The organism is Klebsiella sp. CN_Kp104, from assembly GCF_040064515.1.
Taxonomy (GTDB): domain Bacteria; phylum Pseudomonadota; class Gammaproteobacteria; order Enterobacterales; family Enterobacteriaceae; genus Klebsiella; species Klebsiella aerogenes.
Window position 1 is genome coordinate 1 of sequence record NZ_JBEAII010000002.1, and the last position, 17,410, is coordinate 17,410.

Consider the following 17,410-nt stretch of genomic DNA (forward strand, 5'->3'; position numbering starts at 1 on the left):
TGACGCTCGAGTCGAACCTTAGTCGAAGCTTCTCATCCTTCCCCGTAGGGCAGAACATAGAATATCGCAGGTAGATTAAGCTGAGCATGACACGAGGAGATGGTGGTGGGGGAAGGATTACTCGGCGCTAAAGCGCCTCGCCCTTCGGGCCGTTGCCTGCGGCAACGTTCTCTCGCTGACGCTCGAGTCGAACCTTAGTCGAAGCTTCTCATCCTTCCCCGTAGGGCAGAATATAGAATATCGCAAGTAGATTAAGCTGGGCATGACATGAGGAGATGGTGGTGGGGGAAGGATTCGAACCTTCGAAGTCGATGACGGCAGATTTACAGTCTGCTCCCTTTGGCCGCTCGGGAACCCCACCAGGGGTAAAATCAAATTGTAGGCTATTCAGCAAAATGAATGGTGGTGGGGGAAGGATAACTCGTCGCTATCGCTCCTCGCCCTTCGGGCCGTTGCCTGTGGCAACGTTCTCTCGCTGGCGCTCGAGTCGAACCTTAGTCGAAGGTTCTTACCCTTCCCGCTAAGTGCAAACATTGTTTACGCTTGTCGGGGAAACCATATCACTGTAGTGAATAATGGTGGTGGGGGAAGGATTCGAACCTTCGAAGTCGATGACGGCAGATTTACAGTCTGCTCCCTTTGGCCGCTCGGGAACCCCACCACGGGGTAATGCTTTGTACTGGCCTGCTCCCTTCTCGGGAAGCGGGGCGCATCATACCAAATGACGCGCCCCTGTAAAGCATTCCTTTGACAAAATTAAACTGGTTGCCTGATTTTTACGCGTAACGCCGCAAAGCTAACCAATTCATTTCGCTGTCGATTAAAGAATAATCGTCCGATTACCGTAAACAAAGACGCGTTGCGCCAGCACCTGATACAGCGCGCGGCTTAAGACGTTTTTTTCCACGTCGCGGCCTGCGCGCATCATATCTTCGGCGGTATAGGTATGATCGACATGAATCACGTCCTGCATGATGATTGGGCCTTCATCCAGATTATCATTTACGTAGTGGGCGGTGGCGCCAATGATCTTCACGCCGCGCTCATAGGCCTGATGATACGGACGCGCGCCGATAAACGCTGGCAGGAATGAGTGGTGGATATTAATGATTTTGTTCGGGAAGCGGGCGACAAACTCCGGGGTAAGCACGCGCATGTATTTTGCCAGTACCACGTAATCCGGATCGTGGGCGGCTATCGCATCACCCATCCGCTGGTCGTGCTCTTCGCGGCTCAATCCTTCATGGCTCACCAGCTCAAAAGGAATATCAAAACGTTCTACCAGCGTGCGCAGCGTTTCATGGTTGCCGATAACCGCGGCGATGTCGACATCCAGACCGCCATAGTTGGCTTTCATCAGCAGATCGCCGAGACAGTGAGCTTCTTTGGTGACGAGAATCACCACTCGGCGACGGCCCGCGGGATTGAGTTCACGGATTGAGCCTTCCGGCAGCGCGCTATCGAGATCGGCGAGCAGGGTGGCGTCATTAAAGATACCTTCGAGCTCGGTACGCATAAAGAAGCGGCCGGTACGATGATCGACAAACTCATTGTTCTGTACAATGTTCAGCTCGTGTTTGTAACAAATATTCGTGATACGCGCGATGAGGCCTTTCTGATCAGGGCAAATGGTGCGTAGTACTTTACGTTGTAATGAATGCATCGCGGGGAAAATCCTGTTGTGTTTGCAATTGCTGATGCCGGGCCTTACTGGCCGCAGCATTTTTTAAATTTTTTACCTGAGCCGCAAGGGCAGGGGTCATTACGACCAATTAATGGTCGGGTGCCGTCAATATAGTACCACTGTCCGTTTTCTTTTAAGAATCTGGAACGTTCAATAATCGCGCCGGGACGGTTATCTTCAGTAAAGCGCGCGATAAAGCTGACGAAGCCTTCATCGGAACTACGGCCGTTATCGGTTGCGAAAACGGTTAAACCAAGCCACTGCGTATTGGCAAAGCCTTTTTCGATATCGGCGCGAAAGCGTGGCGCCTCACAGTGTGGATGCCAGGTTTTGATTAAATAATCGACATCTTTCATCACGAATGCGCTATAGCGGGAACGCATCAGCTGTGACGGGCTCGGCGCAAGCTGACCGCCAGTCAGATATCGCTGGCAACATGAGCTATACTCCAGAGCGCTGCCACAGGGGCATAATTGCGACAAAATCGCCTCCATGGAAAAGAATGACGGCGCCAGAGCGCCAAAGTGCATTATGTTAACTGAGCGATGGCGCTGATGTCATGCTCGGAGTGGAAGGATATGTATCTGTACTAATGAGAAAGCTAAAGATTGGTTTAGCGCTAGGGGCTGGCGCCGCGCGCGGTTGGTCGCATATCGGCGTGATCAAAGCGCTGCATCGGGCGGGAGTTGATGTCGATGTGGTAGCGGGATGTTCGATTGGTGCCTTAGTCGGTGCGGCCTACGCCTGCAATCGCCTCCCTGCGCTGGAAAAGTGGGTTAGCTCCTTTAGCAACTGGGACGTGCTGCGATTGATGGATCTCTCCTGGCGGCGCGGCGGACTGTTACGCGGCGAGCGGGTGTTCAATCAATACCGGCAAATTATGCCCGTCGCGCAAATTGAAGCGTGCGAACGACGTTTTGCCGCCGTGGCGACTAATCTGAGTACCGGGCGCGAATTATGGTTTACGGAAGGCGATCTGCACATGGCGGTCCGCGCTTCTTGTAGTATGCCTGGCCTGATGTCGCCGGTGATGCATAACGGCTACTGGCTGGTGGATGGCGCGGTGGTTAATCCGGTCCCGGTCTCACTGACGCGAGCTTTGGGGGCGGATATTGTGATTGCCGTCGATCTCCAGCATGACGCCCATCTTATGCAACAGGATTTATTATCAATAGAGTCGCCTCGTCCGGAGCCGATAGAGGAGCTCAGTTGGCATTCCCGTCTGCGATCCCGGTTGGGGAGAATGAGCTCTCGCCGTGCGACAATAACCCCCACGGCGATGGAGATTATGTCAACCTCGATACAGGTGCTGGAAAATCGCCTGAAACGTAATCGTATGGCAGGCGATCCGCCGGATATCCTGCTCCAGCCGTTTTGTCCGCAAATCTCCACTCTTGATTTTCATCGTGCTGGCGAAGCGATGGCCGCAGGACAGCTGGCCGTTGAGAAAAAAATGGATGAATTATTACCCTTGGTGCGCACTTCCGCGTAGCGCACTTGTCCAACACTTAAGTAAATTCTGACAGGCGATAGCGTGAATAGCGTGCCACTATTTAATTATCGTCAGCCAGGGGAGAGAACATGACGCAGCCATTGGCGGGAAAACAGATTCTGATAGTTGAAGACGAACCCGTTTTCCGCTCTCTCCTTGATAGCTGGCTAACTTCCCTGGGGGCGACTACCCGCCAGGCGGAAGACGGCATTGAAGCGCTACAGCAAATCGCGATTTCGAAACCGGATCTGATGATTTGCGATATCTCGATGCCGAGGATGAACGGCCTTGAACTGGTTGAGCAGGTTCGCAACCAGGGTGAACAGCTCCCGATTCTGATGATTTCAGCGACCGAAAACATGGCGGATATTGCTAAAGCATTACGTCTTGGCGTGCAGGATGTCTTACTGAAGCCGGTAAAAGATTTTAATCGCCTGCGTGAAACGGTGTATGCATGTCTCTACCCGACAATGTTTAGTTCACGAGTTGAAGAGGAAGAGAGATTATTTGAAGACTGGGACGCGTTAGTCAGCGATCCTCTGGCGGCGTCAAGGTTATTACAGGAACTTCAGCCGCCGGTGCAGCAGGAGATTTCCCATTGTCGTATCAATTATCGTCAGCTTATCTCAGCGGATAAGCCGGGGTTGGTGCTGGATATTGCACCGTTATCAGAAAACGATCTGGCGTTTTATTGCCTGGATGTCACCCGCGCTGGCGATAATGGCGTTCTGGCGGCATTATTATTACGCGCTTTGTTTAATGGTTTGCTGCAAGAACAACTTGCTCATCAGGGACAGCGCCTGCCGGAAATGGGCGCATTGTTAAAACAAGTTAACCAATTACTCCGCCAGGCCAATTTACCGGGTCAATTCCCATTGTTGGTTGGTTATTATCACAGCGGATTAAAAAATTTGATTCTGGTTTCTGCCGGTCTTAACGGTACGTTGAATACCGGAGAGCATAAAATTCAAATTAGTAACGGCGTTCCATTAGGAACGTTGGGCAACGCATACCTCAACCAAATTAGCCAGCGCTGCACATCCTGGCAGTGCCAAATTTGGGGAGCAGGGGGACGTTTACGCCTGATGTTGTCTGCAGATTGAACAATTCGCTCTATTTTTAGTAGGTGGGATTACCGGGCCTACATTTCCGGTGGTACTATCACTGCGTTTTATGCGTAAAAGTCCTAATTCGAGGGTATCCATACCTTTTCAGACCAGGTTTAACTGATCAGACTGATATACTCGATGCGTTATTTATTGACATTAAGTTCAAAAAACGAACAGTCCAGGAGATTTCAATGGCTGCCCTTAATTCTAAAGTAAGAAAAGCTGTTATCCCGGTAGCGGGATTAGGCACCAGGATGCTACCCGCCACCAAGGCTATTCCGAAAGAAATGCTGCCACTGGTAGATAAACCATTAATCCAATATGTTGTTAACGAATGTATCGCCGCTGGGATTACTGAAATTGTTCTGGTGACACACTCTTCGAAAAATTCTATTGAAAACCATTTCGATACCAGCTTCGAACTCGAAGCGATGCTGGAAAAACGTGTAAAACGTCAGCTTCTGGAAGAAGTTCAGTCTATCTGTCCGCCGCACGTCACCATTATGCAGGTACGTCAGGGGCTGGCTAAAGGTCTGGGCCACGCGGTGCTGTGCGCGCATCCGGTTGTCGGCGATGAGCCGGTTGCGGTTATTCTGCCCGACGTGATTCTGGACGAATATGAGTCCGATCTGACCCGTGATAACCTGGCGGAGATGATTGCTCGCTTTGACGAAACGGGCGCCAGCCAGATCATGGTTGAGCCGGTTGAAGACGTCACCGCTTATGGTGTTGTTGACTGCAAAGGCGAAAGCCTGCAGCCTGGCGAAAGCGTGCCGATGGTTGGCGTTGTTGAGAAACCAAAAGCAGACGTCGCGCCGTCTAATCTGGCGGTAGTCGGTCGTTATGTGCTGAGCGCCGATATTTGGCCGCTGCTGGCGAAAACCCCTCCGGGAGCCGGTGATGAAATTCAGCTGACTGATGCTATCGATATGCTGATCGAGAAAGAAACCGTTGAAGCTTACCACATGAAAGGCAAAAGCCATGACTGCGGTAATAAGCTCGGCTATATGCAGGCCTTCGTAGAATATGGCGTTCGCCATAAAACTCTGGGCGAAGACTTTAAAGCCTGGCTTGCGCAAGCGGTCGCGAAGTAATATTCGCCACCCGAGAAACCGGTTCGCCTGATAGCGAACCGGTTTTTTTATGCCTGATACTTTCAGCGTGTAACGATAAAAAAAATCCCGCCGAAGCGGGATTTTTTTATCAAGCATAAAGCGAATTAGAGCAGGAAATCGTCCAGTGTTTTACCTTGCTCGTCCATTGCTTTCTTGATGACTGCCGGAGTACGACCCTGGCCAGTCCAGGTTTTAGTTTCGCCGTTTTCATCAACGTAGCTGTATTTTGCCGGACGCGCAGCACGTTTAGTTTTGGTGCCTGCTTTAACTGCTGCCATAGTGCTCAGCAGTTCATTCGGATCAATACCGTCAGCGATCAGCATTTCGCGGTACTGTTGCAGTTTACGAGTGCGCTCTTCAATTTCAGCAGCAGCAGCGCTTTCTTCTTCACGACGTTCGTTAACGACAACTTCTAATTTTTCCAGCATCTCTTCAAGCGTTTCAAGGGTGCATTCTCTTGCCTGCGCACGAAGAGTACGGATGTTGTTCAAAATTTTAAGTGCTTCGCTCATTGTAGTAATCTCAAACTTATATTGTGGGGTGGTTTGTTGAACTAATAATAGAGCGATAAAATCAGATGTGCAATAGGGGAGAATGTAAGGAATTCAAAATTACTTGTTATTTGTCTGGTTGATTAAATAATTTAAGTTAAATTTTCGCGCGACTTCACATCTTCTCGCTTATAGCTTAAGCATGCGCACTGACGCTAAAACCATGAGTCAGGATGATTTTCCTGCGTTTCGAGAGTAAATTTATACTTCCCGTGGATAAATATCACACTTCAGTTTTAGCGCATTAGTTATGGTGAGGTTTAATATAAATTGGCGACCAAAACCCATTATAGTTGTCTGGAGAATGGCGGTTTAAGCACAAAACGACAATGATTTGTATCTGCTACCGTGGTGACGGTGATGTCTGAACGCTATTCCTTCGCTGGCCGTTTCATTTGTTGTAAAGCATTGTCATTAAACCAGCAGCAATACCGCCGTGAAAGCACGGTAGGCTCAGTAATATATGATACAATTGCGCGGTAAAACACATTGATTGGGGTTACGCAGCCGATGGCACAACTTTATTTTTACTATTCTGCAATGAATGCAGGTAAGTCTACTGCGCTGTTGCAGTCGTCGTACAATTACCAGGAACGAGGGATGCGTACCGTCGTTTATACCGCTGAAATTGACGACCGTTTTGGTTCTGGCAAAGTGAGCTCACGAATCGGGCTTTCTTCACCAGCGCGGCTGTATAATCCTCAGACGTCGTTATATGCCGATATAGCGTCAGAACATGCCCGCCAGCCCATCCATTGCGTACTGGTGGACGAAAGCCAGTTCCTGACCCGTGAACAGGTTCATGAGCTCTCAGAAGTCGTGGATGAGCTGGATATCCCTGTATTGTGCTACGGCTTGCGTACAGATTTCCGCGGTGAGTTATTCAGCGGTAGCCAGTATTTGTTAGCATGGTCGGATAAACTGGTTGAGTTAAAAACGATTTGCTTCTGTGGCCGTAAGGCAAGCATGGTGTTACGTCTTGATCAGGAAGGGCGGCCATACAATGAAGGAGAACAGGTAGTGATTGGCGGTAATGAGCGGTACGTTTCCGTATGCCGTAAGCATTATAAAGAGGCGTTAAGCACTGGTTCATTAACTCAGGTGCAAAGTAAGCTGCGTCACGGCGAATAATGCTGTAATTTCATTACCTTCAGGCGTCTAAATGGCGCCTGTTGTCTTTTATGGAATCGGTTCCTTTATTCCGACTTCACCAGATTTATTGCATTCACTACTCCTGGATGTAACTCTAATAAAGTACGAATATAAAAAAAGCCCCATCAATAGATGGGGCTTCGTTCATTTCAATTCTGCGAATTAAGCGGATTTTTTCGCTTTTTTCTCAGCTTTGGCCGGAGCCGCTTCTTTTTTCACAGCCGCCGCTTCACCTTCTACAAAGTCACGACCGTAGTAGGTATCCAGCAGAATCTGTTTCAGCTCGGCGATCAGCGGGTAGCGCGGGTTAGCGCCGGTGCACTGGTCATCGAAGGCGTCTTCAGACAGCTTATCGACGTGAGCCAGGAAATCAGCTTCCTGAACGCCGGCTTCGCGAATAGATTTCGGAATACCCAGTTCAGCTTTGAGGCTTTCCAGCCATGCCAGCAGTTTCTCGATTTTCGCCGCAGTGCGGTCGCCCGGAGCGCTCAGACCCAGGTGGTCTGCGATCTCAGCGTAGCGACGGCGCGCCTGCGGACGGTCATACTGGCTGAATGCGGTCTGCTTGGTCGGGTTGTCATTCGCGTTATAGCGGATAACGTTGCTGATCAGCAGGGCGTTTGCCAGACCGTGAGGAATGTGGAACTGCGAGCCCAGTTTGTGCGCCATTGAGTGGCACACGCCGAGGAAGGCGTTAGCAAACGCGATACCGGCGATAGTGGCGGCGCTGTGCACACGTTCACGGGCTACCGGGTTCTTAGAACCTTCATGGTAAGAGGCCGGCAGATACTCTTTCAGCAGTTTCAGCGCCTGCAGAGCCTGACCATCGGAGAACTCAGAAGCCAGTACGGAGACGTAAGCTTCCAGAGCGTGAGTCACGGCATCCAGACCACCGAAGGCACAGAGAGACTTCGGCATATCCATGACCAGGTTGGCATCGACAATCGCCATATCCGGAGTCAGAGCGTAGTCGGCCAGCGGATATTTCTGTCCAGTTGCATCGTCGGTTACCACGGCGAACGGGGTAACTTCAGAACCGGTACCGGAGGTGGTGGTAATGGCAACCATCTTGGCTTTGACGCCCATTTTCGGGAACTTGTAGATACGTTTACGGATATCCATAAAGCGCAGCGCCAGTTCTTCGAAGTGGGTTTCCGGGTGCTCGTACATGACCCACATGATTTTTGCCGCATCCATCGGGGAACCGCCGCCCAGGGCGATGATTACGTCTGGTTTGAAGGAGTTGGCCAGATCCGCGCCTTTACGCACGATAGTCAGCGTTGGGTCAGCTTCAACTTCAAAGAACACTTCGGTTTCTACGCCAGCCGCTTTCAGTACGGAAGTGATCTGGTCCGCGTAACCGTTGTTGAACAGGAAGCGGTCAGTCACAATCAGCGCGCGTTTGTGACCATCAGTAATCACTTCATCCAGTGCGATTGGCAGTGAGCCACGACGGAAGTAGATAGATTTCGGAAGTTTATGCCACAACATGTTTTCAGCTCGCTTAGCAACGGTTTTCTTGTTGATCAGGTGTTTCGGACCAACGTTTTCAGAGATGGAGTTACCACCCCAGGAACCACAACCCAGAGTCAGGGAAGGTGCGAGTTTGAAGTTATACAGGTCGCCGATACCACCCTGGGAAGCCGGGGTGTTGATCAGGATACGCGCGGTTTTCATCATCTGGCCGAAGTAGGCCACGCGAGCCGGCTGGTTGTCCTGGTCGGTGTACAGGCAAGAGGTGTGACCGATACCGCCCATGGCGACCAGTTTTTCTGCTTTATTGACCGCGTCTTCGAAATCTTTCGCACGGTACATTGCCAGCGTCGGAGACAGTTTTTCGTGAGCGAACGGTTCGCTTTCGTCAACGTCGGTAACTTCGCCGATCAGAATCTTAGTGGTGGCTGGCACGGTGAAGCCTGCCAGTTCAGCGATTTTTGCCGCTGGTTGACCAACGATCGCCGCATTCAGCGCGCCATTTTTCAGGATGATGTCCTGAACGGCTTTCAGCTCTTTACCCTGCAGCAGGTAGCCGCCGTGGCTGGCAAAACGCTCGCGGACGGCGTCGTAGACGGAGTCGACAACCACCACGGATTGTTCAGAAGCACAGATAACGCCGTTATCGAAGGTTTTCGACATCAGTACGGACGCCACAGCGCGTTTGATATCAGCCGTTTCATCAATAACAACCGGCGTGTTGCCTGCGCCAACGCCGATAGCAGGTTTACCGGAGCTATAAGCGGCCTTAACCATACCTGGGCCGCCGGTGGCGAGGATCAGATTGATGTCAGGATGATGCATCAGTGCGTTAGACAGTTCTACGGAAGGCTGGTCGATCCAACCGATCAGATCTTTCGGCGCGCCAGCGGCAATCGCCGCCTGCAATACGATGTCCGCCGCTTTGTTAGTCGCGTCTTTAGCACGCGGGTGCGGAGAGAAGATGATGGCGTTACGCGTCTTCAGGCTGATCAGCGATTTGAAGATAGCAGTAGAAGTCGGGTTGGTAGTCGGGACGATACCGCAAATAATACCGATTGGCTCAGCAATGGTGATGGTACCGAAAGTGTCGTCTTCAGACAGGACGCCACAGGTCTTTTCATCTTTATAGGCGTTGTAGATATATTCGGAAGCGAAGTGGTTTTTGATCACTTTATCTTCAATAATACCCATGCCGGATTCGGCAACAGCCATTTTAGCGAGAGGGATTCGAGCATCTGCAGCGGCCAGAGCGGCAGCACGGAAGATCTTATCAACTTGTTCTTGAGTGAAACTGGCATATTCACGCTGGGCTTTTTTTACGCGCTCTACAAGTGCGTTAAGTTCAGCGACATTAGTAACAGCCATAATGCTCTCCTGATAATGTTAAACTTTTTTAGTAAAACAGTAGCTCGATTCGACATTATAGACAGGCTGTTAACAGCTTGCATGTAAATGTTAACGTAAAGATTTCTAACGCTTTGAACCCACTGATTTACTAAAAAAGCTTTGTCTCACTACGCACTCAGGTACTTCGGCCTTTCACTCTGTTGATGTAGCCAAGATTACTCACTTCTGAGTATTAATTACGTGATTTGGATCAATATTTGGCGATGCTGATACCTTTCAGCAGGTCAATAATTAACCAATCAAGTCAGGGTTAATGATAAGATATGCATATTTAATGAATAAAGTGCATGCGCGAAACAAATATATAACAAATAAAATCAATAAACCCCGGCTGCATATTTGAGATGAATTGTGGCGATGAAAAGGGTATCTTCTGCGCAATTATTTTGTACCGATACTGTCAACAGCCTTTTTTAATGGTGCTGCGGAGTTCACTGTGACCCTACCGTTGTTTGATTTCGCTATTTATTTTAAATTTTTTATCGGCCTGTTCGCGCTGGTCAATCCGGTTGGCATCATTCCGGTTTTCATTAGTATGACCAGTTACCAGACGGCGCTGGTACGTAATAAGACGAATCTGACGGCTAACCTGTCGGTGGGTATCATCCTGCTTACCTCGCTCTTTCTTGGCGATGGCATCTTACAAATTTTCGGCATCTCAATTGATTCCTTCCGTATTGCCGGCGGGATCCTGGTGGTGACGATCGCCATGTCGATGATCAGCGGCAAACTCGGCGAAGATAAACAAAATAAACAAGAGAAGTCGGAGACGGCCATTCGTGAAAGCATCGGTGTCGTACCGTTGGCATTACCTTTAATGGCGGGGCCGGGGGCTATTAGTTCCACGATCGTGTGGGGCACGCGTTATCACTCGATTGCCCATCTGATTGGTTTTTCAATCGCTATTGCGTTGTTTGCCGCCTGTTGTTGGGGAATTTTCCGCATGGCGCCATGGTTAGTCAGATTGCTGGGGCAGACCGGTATTAACGTCATTACACGTATCATGGGTCTGTTACTGATGGCTTTAGGCATCGAGTTTATTGTTACCGGGATTAAAGCGTTGTTTCCTGGATTGACAGCATAGCCGGTGTATCAGGCGCGGGGTTGGGCCTCGCGTTTGAAAGATTATTAGCAAAAGTTATTCCTGGCACTAATAAAAAAGACAAACGATAACTTTTGCTAATGATGATTTAAATTTATATTTATCATATGGTTAGTTGATTTTATTCTATCTCGCCGTACTGTCTTTCTCCTGTCGTCACTGTTATTTTCATCACACCATTCTCTGGCGCTTGCTGTCGGATCATTGAAATGATATTAGTAATTTCATTGAGACAGCAGATTAATGTGCTAAAAAATAGACAACTGTTAAATTTTTGTACAAAAAAGCAACTTCGCGCGCAGGGCCGGGCCGCAAAACGACAGGGTGGTCCTATCTTGCTGATTAAAAACAATGTTTTTTCTTTTTTGGCGTTATAAGCCTTACGATAAGCACGGTAAAAAAAACAATAAAAGAGAATCCGGTAACATATTTGCAAATTGCATTGGCGGACAAGAAATCGTTTTGGTACTTTCCGGCCTGATCGCTAACTAACTAATATGCACAAATGAGAATTATTATTAAATGACTCGTTGTGCCGACATTCCCCTCTGGACAGGGGGTAAAGAATCGACGTCAAGGCTGCCGTTTGAGCGGTCGTAATAAATAAGTCGGTGATAGCAAGCAGTAAAATCTGACAGCGGCAAAGACTCCTGCACTGTACAGAATCCCTATAAGGGAAAAATAACAGGCTGGTTAAATAACCAGTAATTATAATGAGTGGAGTAACAACACATGACCATCATCACTAAAAAAAGTCTGGTAGCGGCGGGAATTTTATCTGCGCTCATCACCGCAAATGTTGCTATGGCAGCGGATGTTCCTGCCGGGGTGCAACTGGCGGATAAACAAACGCTGGTGCGTAATAACGGGGCAGAGGTGCAATCTCTGGATCCGCATAAAATTGAAGGTGTACCGGAGTCCAACGTTAACCGCGATCTGTTTGAAGGGTTAGTGATTGGAGATCTTAACGGCCATCCTGTTCCGGGCGTTGCCGAATCGTGGGATAACAAAGATTTTAAAGTCTGGACTTTCCATATTCGCAAAGATGCCAAATGGTCTGATGGCTCGCCGGTTACCGCGCAAGATTTCGTTTATAGCTGGCAGCGTCTGGCCGACCCGAAAACAGCATCACCGTACGCCAGCTATCTCCAGTACGGCCATGTCGCCAACGTCGATGAGATTATTGCCGGCAAAAAACCAGCAACCGATCTCGGCGTCAAAGCGATCGACGACAAAACCTTTGAAGTCACCCTGAGCGAGCCGGTCCCTTATTTCTATAAACTCCTTGTCCATCCATCCGTTTCCCCAGTACCAAAAGCCGCCATCGAAAAATATGGTGAAAAATGGACTCAGCCGGCGAATATCGTCACCAATGGCGCCTATAAACTAAAAGATTGGGTGGTGAACGAACGTATTGTGCTCGAGCGTAATACGAATTACTGGGACAACGCTAAAACGGTTATTAACCAGGTAACTTACCTGCCAATTTCTTCTGAAGTTACCGATGTGAACCGCTACCGCAGCGGCGAAATCGACATGACCTATAACAACATGCCGATTGAACTGTTCCAGAAGCTGAAAAAAGAGATCCCGAAAGAAGTTCACGTCGATCCTTATCTGTGTACTTATTATTACGAAATCAATAACCAGAAAGCGCCATTTACCGACGTACGCGTCCGTACCGCGCTTAAGCTGGCACTGGATCGCGATATTATCGTCAATAAAGTGAAAAACCAGGGCGATCTGCCGGCTTACAGTTACACCCCGCCATACACCGACGGCATGAAACTCGTTGAACCTGAGTGGTTCAAATGGTCTCAGGAAAAGCGTAATGAAGAAGCGAAAAAATTACTGGCGGAAGCCGGTTATACCGCTGATAAGCCGCTGACCTTTAACCTGCTGTATAACACTTCCGACTTACATAAAAAACTGGCTATTGCCGTGGCGTCCATCTGGAAGAAAAACCTTGGCGCTAACGTTAAGCTGGAAAATCAGGAGTGGAAAACCTTCCTCGACAGCCGCCATCAAGGCACCTTTGACGTCGCCCGCGCCGGCTGGTGTGCTGATTACAATGAGCCGACATCGTTCCTGAACACCATGCTCAGCGACAGTTCTAACAACACGGCGCATTATAAGAGCCCGGCATTTGATAAGATCATCGGCGATACCCTGCAGGTCACCGATGAAGCGAAACGCGCAGAGCTGTACGCGCAGTCGGAGCAACAGTTGGATAAAGATTCCGCGATTGTTCCGGTTTACTACTATGTGAACGCGCGCCTGGTTAAACCGTGGGTTGGCGGTTATACCGGTAAAGACCCGTTGGATAATATTTACGTGAAGAACCTTTATATTATCAAACATTAATGGCAAGACGTGGGGCAGGCAGAGCTTGCCCCACCGTGTCTGAATTCATCGCACTCGATAGGCACAGGCCAGAAGGTACGGGCAATGTTAAAATTCATATTACGTCGCTGTCTGGAAGCGATTCCGACGCTATTCATCCTTATTACTATCTCTTTCTTCATGATGCGTCTCGCGCCGGGCAGTCCTTTTACCGGTGAACGTACGCTGCCGCCGGAAGTCATGGCGAACATTGAAGCGAAATATCATTTAAACGACCCCATCATGACCCAGTACTTCAATTATCTGAAGCAGCTGGCGCACGGTGATTTTGGTCCTTCCTTTAAATATAAAGATTATTCGGTGAACGATCTGGTGGCATCAAGCTTCCCGGTTTCCGCCAAATTAGGCCTTGCCGCCTTTTTATTAGCGGTAATCCTGGGCGTCAGCGCCGGGGTTATTGCCGCGTTAAAACAAAATACCAAATGGGACTACGCGGTGATGGGGGTGGCAATGACCGGCGTCGTCATACCGAGTTTTGTGGTGGCGCCGCTATTGGTGATGATTTTCGCCATCACGTTGCATTGGCTGCCTGGCGGCGGTTGGAACGGCGGGGCGCTGAAATTTATGATCCTGCCGATGGTGGCGTTATCGCTGGCATATATTGCCAGTATCGCCCGTATCACCCGTGGATCGATGATTGAAGTTTTGCACTCCAACTTCATCCGTACCGCACGGGCGAAAGGCCTGCCGATGCGCCGAATTATCTTCCGCCACGCGCTGAAGCCTGCGTTGCTGCCGGTGCTTTCCTATATGGGGCCGGCATTCGTCGGCATTATCACCGGCTCAATGGTTATCGAAACGATTTACGGCCTGCCGGGTATTGGCCAGTTATTCGTCAACGGGGCACTTAACCGCGACTACTCGCTGGTGCTCAGCCTGACGATTCTGGTCGGCGCGCTGACCATTCTGTTTAACGCGATCGTCGACGTACTGTACGCCGTTATCGATCCGAAAATTCGCTACTGAAGCCGGAGTTCGCCATGATGTTAAGTAAGAAAAACAGCGAGGCGCTGGAGCACTTCAGTGAGAAGCTGGAAGTTGAGGGCCGTAGCCTGTGGCAGGATGCGCGTCGTCGCTTTATGCATAACCGCGCGGCGGTGGCCAGCCTGATTGTGCTGGTGATTATTGCACTGTTTGTGACTATCGCTCCAATGCTGTCGCAGTTCTCCTATTTCGATACCGACTGGGGGATGATGTCCAATGCCCCGGATATGGAGTCTGGTCACTATTTTGGCACCGATTCATCCGGCCGCGACCTGCTGGTACGCGTGGCGATTGGCGGGCGCATATCGCTGATGGTTGGCGTTGCCGCGGCGCTGGTGGCGGTGATCCTCGGTACCCTCTATGGTTCGCTTTCCGGCTATCTCGGCGGCAAAGTGGACTCGGTGATGATGCGTTTACTGGAAATCCTCAACTCCTTCCCGTTTATGTTCTTCGTGATCCTGCTGGTCACCTTCTTTGGCCAGAACATCCTGCTGATCTTTGTGGCGATCGGGATGGTGTCGTGGCTGGATATGGCGCGTATCGTACGCGGCCAGACCCTGAGTCTGAAACGTAAAGAGTTCATTGAAGCCGCGCAGGTCGGCGGGGTCTCTACCGCGAATATCGTTATTCGTCATATCGTGCCGAACGTGCTGGGTGTAGTTGTGGTTTACGCATCACTGTTGGTACCTAGCATGATTCTGTTCGAATCCTTCCTGAGCTTCCTCGGCCTTGGGACCCAGGAACCGCTGAGCAGTTGGGGCGCATTACTCAGTGATGGCGCCAACTCAATGGAGGTATCGCCGTGGCTGTTGCTGTTCCCTGCCGGGTTCCTGGTGGTAACGCTGTTTTGTTTTAACTTTATCGGCGATGGCCTGCGTGATGCCCTCGACCCGAAAGACCGCTAAGGAGCGCCGTCATGAGCACAATTGAAATGACTAAAGCGCCGCAGGCCGCGCAGCAAAGCGGTCTGCTGCTGGATGTGAAGGATCTTCGGGTGACGTTTAAAACGCCAGACGGCGATGTCACCGCGGTTAACGATCTGAATTTTAACCTGAGGGCCGGAGAAACCTTAGGCATCGTCGGTGAGTCAGGTTCCGGTAAATCGCAAACGGCGTTCGCGCTAATGGGGCTTTTGGCCGCGAATGGCCATATTAGCGGTTCCGCCACTTTTAACGGTCGCGAAATCCTTAATTTGCCCGAGCGCGATCTGAATAAGCTGCGTGCCGAACAGATTTCGATGATTTTCCAGGACCCGATGACCTCGTTGAACCCTTATATGCGGGTCGGCGAGCAGTTGATGGAAGTGCTGATGCTGCATAAAGGGCTGAGCAAAGCCGCGGCTTTTGAAGAGTCGGTAAGGATGCTCGATGCGGTGAAGATGCCGGAAGCGCGTAAGCGCATGAAGATGTTCCCGCACGAGTTCTCCGGCGGGATGCGCCAGCGCGTGATGATCGCCATGGCGCTGTTATGTCGGCCAAAACTGCTGATCGCGGATGAACCGACCACCGCGTTGGACGTCACGGTGCAGGCGCAGATCATGACCTTGCTCAACGAGCTGAAGCGCGAATTCAACACCGCGATTATTATGATTACCCACGACCTCGGCGTGGTCGCGGGGATCTGCGATAAGGTACTGGTGATGTACGCCGGGCGCACCATGGAATACGGTCAGGCGCGCGACGTCTTCTATCAACCGTCGCACCCGTACTCGATCGGTTTACTCAATGCGGTACCGCGTCTCGATGGCGAAGGCGATTCCTTGCTAACGATTCCAGGCAACCCGCCGAACCTGCTGCGTCTGCCGAAAGGGTGTCCGTTCCAGCCGCGCTGCCCGCATGCCATGGAAATCTGTAATAGCGCTCCGCCTCTGGAGTCGTTTGCGCCAGGCCGCCTGCGTGCCTGCTTTAAACCGGTGGGGGACCTGCTATGAACGCCGTGATCGAACAAAGAAAAGTGCTGCTCGAAATTGCCGATCTGAAGGTGCATTTTGATATCAAAGATGGCAAGCAATGGTTCTGGCAGCCATCAAAAACGCTCAAAGCGGTCGATGGCGTCACTCTGCGCCTGTATGAAGGCGAAACGCTGGGGGTGGTTGGCGAATCCGGCTGCGGTAAATCGACCTTCGCCCGCGCCATTATCGGCCTGGTGAAAGCCACCGACGGTAAAGTCGCCTGGCTGGGTAAAGACCTGCTGGGTATGAAACCTGAAGAGTGGCGCGATGTGCGTAGTGATATCCAGATGATCTTCCAGGATCCGCTGGCCTCACTGAATCCGCGTATGACCATTGGCGAAATCATCGCTGAACCGCTGCGGACCTATCACCCGAAGATGCCTCGTCAGGAAGTGCGCGATCGCGTGAAGGCGATGATGATGAAGGTCGGACTGCTGCCGAACCTGATTAACCGCTATCCGCACGAATTCTCCGGCGGCCAGTGTCAGCGCATTGGTATCGCGCGTGCGCTGATCCTTGAGCCTAAGTTGATTATTTGCGATGAGCCGGTTTCGGCGCTGGACGTTTCCATTCAGGCGCAGGTGGTGAACTTACTACAGCAACTGCAACGGGAGATGGGGCTATCATTGATTTTTATCGCCCATGATCTGGCGGTAGTAAAACATATTTCCGACCGTGTGCTGGTGATGTATTTAGGCCACGCGGTGGAGTTGGGGACCTATGATGAGGTGTACCATAATCCGCTGCACCCTTATACCAAAGCGCTGATGTCGGCGGTGCCGGTGCCGGATCCCGATCTGGAGAAAAACAAAACCATCCAACTGCTGGAAGGGGAGTTGCCTTCGCCGATTAATCCGCCATCGGGTTGTGTATTCCGCACCCGATGCCCATTGGCCGGGCCCGAATGCGCCAAAACGCGGCCGGTGCTGGAGGGCAGTTTCCGCCATGCGGTTTCCTGCCTGAAGGTAGACCCGTTATAATCAC

General features: G+C 50.7%; 14 protein-coding genes, 2 tRNA genes and 2 other RNA genes. 10 read left to right on the top strand and 8 right to left on the bottom strand.

Annotation, left to right across the window (positions count from 1 at the left end):
- Window positions 1-100: 100 nt before the first annotated feature.
- The 6 genes from ABLU80_RS01915 to ABLU80_RS01940 form a co-directional block, all read right to left on the bottom strand.
- A non-coding RNA gene (locus tag ABLU80_RS01915) (RtT sRNA) lies at window positions 101-233 on the bottom strand.
- Between the two features lie 43 nt (window positions 234-276).
- Window positions 277-361 (bottom strand) — tRNA-Tyr (locus ABLU80_RS01920).
- 39 nt (window positions 362-400) lie between these two features.
- Window positions 401-533, bottom strand: a non-coding RNA gene (locus ABLU80_RS01925) — RtT sRNA.
- Between the two features lie 43 nt (window positions 534-576).
- A tRNA-Tyr gene (locus ABLU80_RS01930) sits at window positions 577-661 on the bottom strand.
- A 159-nt stretch (window positions 662-820) separates the two neighbouring features.
- Window positions 821-1,663, bottom strand: coding sequence for a formyltetrahydrofolate deformylase (gene purU / locus ABLU80_RS01935; RefSeq protein WP_015705100.1), 843 nt, complete (start codon window positions 1,661-1,663; stop codon window positions 821-823).
- A 44-nt stretch (window positions 1,664-1,707) separates the two neighbouring features.
- Entirely contained in the window at window positions 1,708-2,166 is a 459-nt protein-coding gene (locus tag ABLU80_RS01940; protein WP_026612345.1) for a YchJ family protein, read from the bottom strand.
- Between the two features lie 110 nt (window positions 2,167-2,276).
- Here ABLU80_RS01940 and rssA point away from each other — a divergent pair, with 110 nt between their 5' ends.
- From rssA to galU, 3 genes are all read left to right on the top strand, one after another.
- The gene (gene rssA / locus ABLU80_RS01945) at window positions 2,277-3,176 is read left to right on the top strand and encodes a patatin-like phospholipase RssA (RefSeq protein WP_015367078.1); all 900 of its coding nucleotides are present in this window, start codon (window positions 2,277-2,279) and stop codon (window positions 3,174-3,176) included.
- A gap of 89 nt (window positions 3,177-3,265) precedes the next feature.
- The gene (gene rssB, locus ABLU80_RS01950; protein ID WP_020079113.1) at window positions 3,266-4,279 is read left to right on the top strand and encodes a two-component system response regulator RssB; all 1,014 of its coding nucleotides are present in this window, start codon (window positions 3,266-3,268) and stop codon (window positions 4,277-4,279) included.
- Window positions 4,280-4,476: 197 nt separating this feature from the next.
- Window positions 4,477-5,379, top strand: coding sequence for a UTP--glucose-1-phosphate uridylyltransferase GalU (galU, locus tag ABLU80_RS01955; RefSeq protein WP_015367076.1), 903 nt, complete (start codon window positions 4,477-4,479; stop codon window positions 5,377-5,379).
- Window positions 5,380-5,504: 125 nt separating this feature from the next.
- Here the strand turns inward: galU and hns are convergent, their stop codons facing one another.
- On the bottom strand, window positions 5,505-5,912 hold the full coding sequence (gene hns, locus ABLU80_RS01960; RefSeq protein WP_004103116.1) for a histone-like nucleoid-structuring protein H-NS: 408 nt from the start codon (window positions 5,910-5,912) through the stop codon (window positions 5,505-5,507).
- 549 nt (window positions 5,913-6,461) lie between these two features.
- Between hns and tdk the strand changes: the two genes are divergently transcribed.
- Window positions 6,462-7,082, top strand: a complete 621-nt coding sequence (gene tdk / locus ABLU80_RS01965; protein ID WP_015705104.1) for a thymidine kinase — start codon at window positions 6,462-6,464, stop codon at window positions 7,080-7,082.
- A 183-nt stretch (window positions 7,083-7,265) separates the two neighbouring features.
- Here tdk and adhE read toward each other — a convergent pair whose 3' ends face one another.
- Complete coding sequence (adhE, locus tag ABLU80_RS01970; protein ID WP_015705105.1) at window positions 7,266-9,944, bottom strand: bifunctional acetaldehyde-CoA/alcohol dehydrogenase; 2,679 nt, start codon at window positions 9,942-9,944, stop codon at window positions 7,266-7,268.
- A 478-nt stretch (window positions 9,945-10,422) separates the two neighbouring features.
- Here adhE and ABLU80_RS01975 point away from each other — a divergent pair, with 478 nt between their 5' ends.
- The 6 genes from ABLU80_RS01975 (at window position 10,423) to oppF (ending at window position 17,406) form a co-directional block, all read left to right on the top strand.
- Window positions 10,423-11,070, top strand: a complete 648-nt coding sequence (locus ABLU80_RS01975; RefSeq protein WP_015367071.1) for a YchE family NAAT transporter — start codon at window positions 10,423-10,425, stop codon at window positions 11,068-11,070.
- Between the two features lie 750 nt (window positions 11,071-11,820).
- Window positions 11,821-13,452: an oligopeptide ABC transporter substrate-binding protein OppA gene (oppA, locus tag ABLU80_RS01980; protein ID WP_015367070.1), complete on the top strand. Its 1,632-nt coding sequence runs from the start codon at window positions 11,821-11,823 to the stop codon at window positions 13,450-13,452.
- 84 nt (window positions 13,453-13,536) lie between these two features.
- Window positions 13,537-14,457: an oligopeptide ABC transporter permease OppB gene (gene oppB, locus ABLU80_RS01985; protein WP_015367069.1), complete on the top strand. Its 921-nt coding sequence runs from the start codon at window positions 13,537-13,539 to the stop codon at window positions 14,455-14,457.
- 14 nt (window positions 14,458-14,471) lie between these two features.
- On the top strand, window positions 14,472-15,380 hold the full coding sequence (gene oppC, locus ABLU80_RS01990) for an oligopeptide ABC transporter permease OppC (protein ID WP_015367068.1): 909 nt from the start codon (window positions 14,472-14,474) through the stop codon (window positions 15,378-15,380).
- An 11-nt stretch (window positions 15,381-15,391) separates the two neighbouring features.
- Window positions 15,392-16,405, top strand: a complete 1,014-nt coding sequence (locus tag ABLU80_RS01995; RefSeq protein ID WP_015705106.1) for an ABC transporter ATP-binding protein — start codon at window positions 15,392-15,394, stop codon at window positions 16,403-16,405.
- The gene (oppF, locus tag ABLU80_RS02000; RefSeq protein WP_015367066.1) at window positions 16,402-17,406 is read left to right on the top strand and encodes a murein tripeptide/oligopeptide ABC transporter ATP-binding protein OppF; all 1,005 of its coding nucleotides are present in this window, start codon (window positions 16,402-16,404) and stop codon (window positions 17,404-17,406) included. Before ABLU80_RS01995 ends, oppF begins: the two co-directional genes overlap by 4 nt.
- The last annotated feature ends 4 nt before the right edge of the window (window positions 17,407-17,410 follow it).

Coding starts and splice junctions, on each gene's coding strand:
- purU (WP_015705100.1), bottom strand. CDS start 1,663: ATGCATTCATTACAACGTAAAGTACTACGCACCATTTGCCCTGATCAG.
- rssA (WP_015367078.1), top strand. CDS start 2,277: ATGAGAAAGCTAAAGATTGGTTTAGCGCTAGGGGCTGGCGCCGCGCGC.
- rssB (WP_020079113.1), top strand. CDS start 3,266: ATGACGCAGCCATTGGCGGGAAAACAGATTCTGATAGTTGAAGACGAA.
- galU (WP_015367076.1), top strand. CDS start 4,477: ATGGCTGCCCTTAATTCTAAAGTAAGAAAAGCTGTTATCCCGGTAGCG.
- hns (WP_004103116.1), bottom strand. CDS start 5,912: ATGAGCGAAGCACTTAAAATTTTGAACAACATCCGTACTCTTCGTGCG.
- tdk (WP_015705104.1), top strand. CDS start 6,462: ATGGCACAACTTTATTTTTACTATTCTGCAATGAATGCAGGTAAGTCT.
- adhE (WP_015705105.1), bottom strand. CDS start 9,944: ATGGCTGTTACTAATGTCGCTGAACTTAACGCACTTGTAGAGCGCGTA.
- oppA (WP_015367070.1), top strand. CDS start 11,821: ATGACCATCATCACTAAAAAAAGTCTGGTAGCGGCGGGAATTTTATCT.
- oppB (WP_015367069.1), top strand. CDS start 13,537: ATGTTAAAATTCATATTACGTCGCTGTCTGGAAGCGATTCCGACGCTA.
- oppC (WP_015367068.1), top strand. CDS start 14,472: ATGATGTTAAGTAAGAAAAACAGCGAGGCGCTGGAGCACTTCAGTGAG.
- ABLU80_RS01995 (WP_015705106.1), top strand. CDS start 15,392: ATGAGCACAATTGAAATGACTAAAGCGCCGCAGGCCGCGCAGCAAAGC.
- oppF (WP_015367066.1), top strand. CDS start 16,402: ATGAACGCCGTGATCGAACAAAGAAAAGTGCTGCTCGAAATTGCCGAT.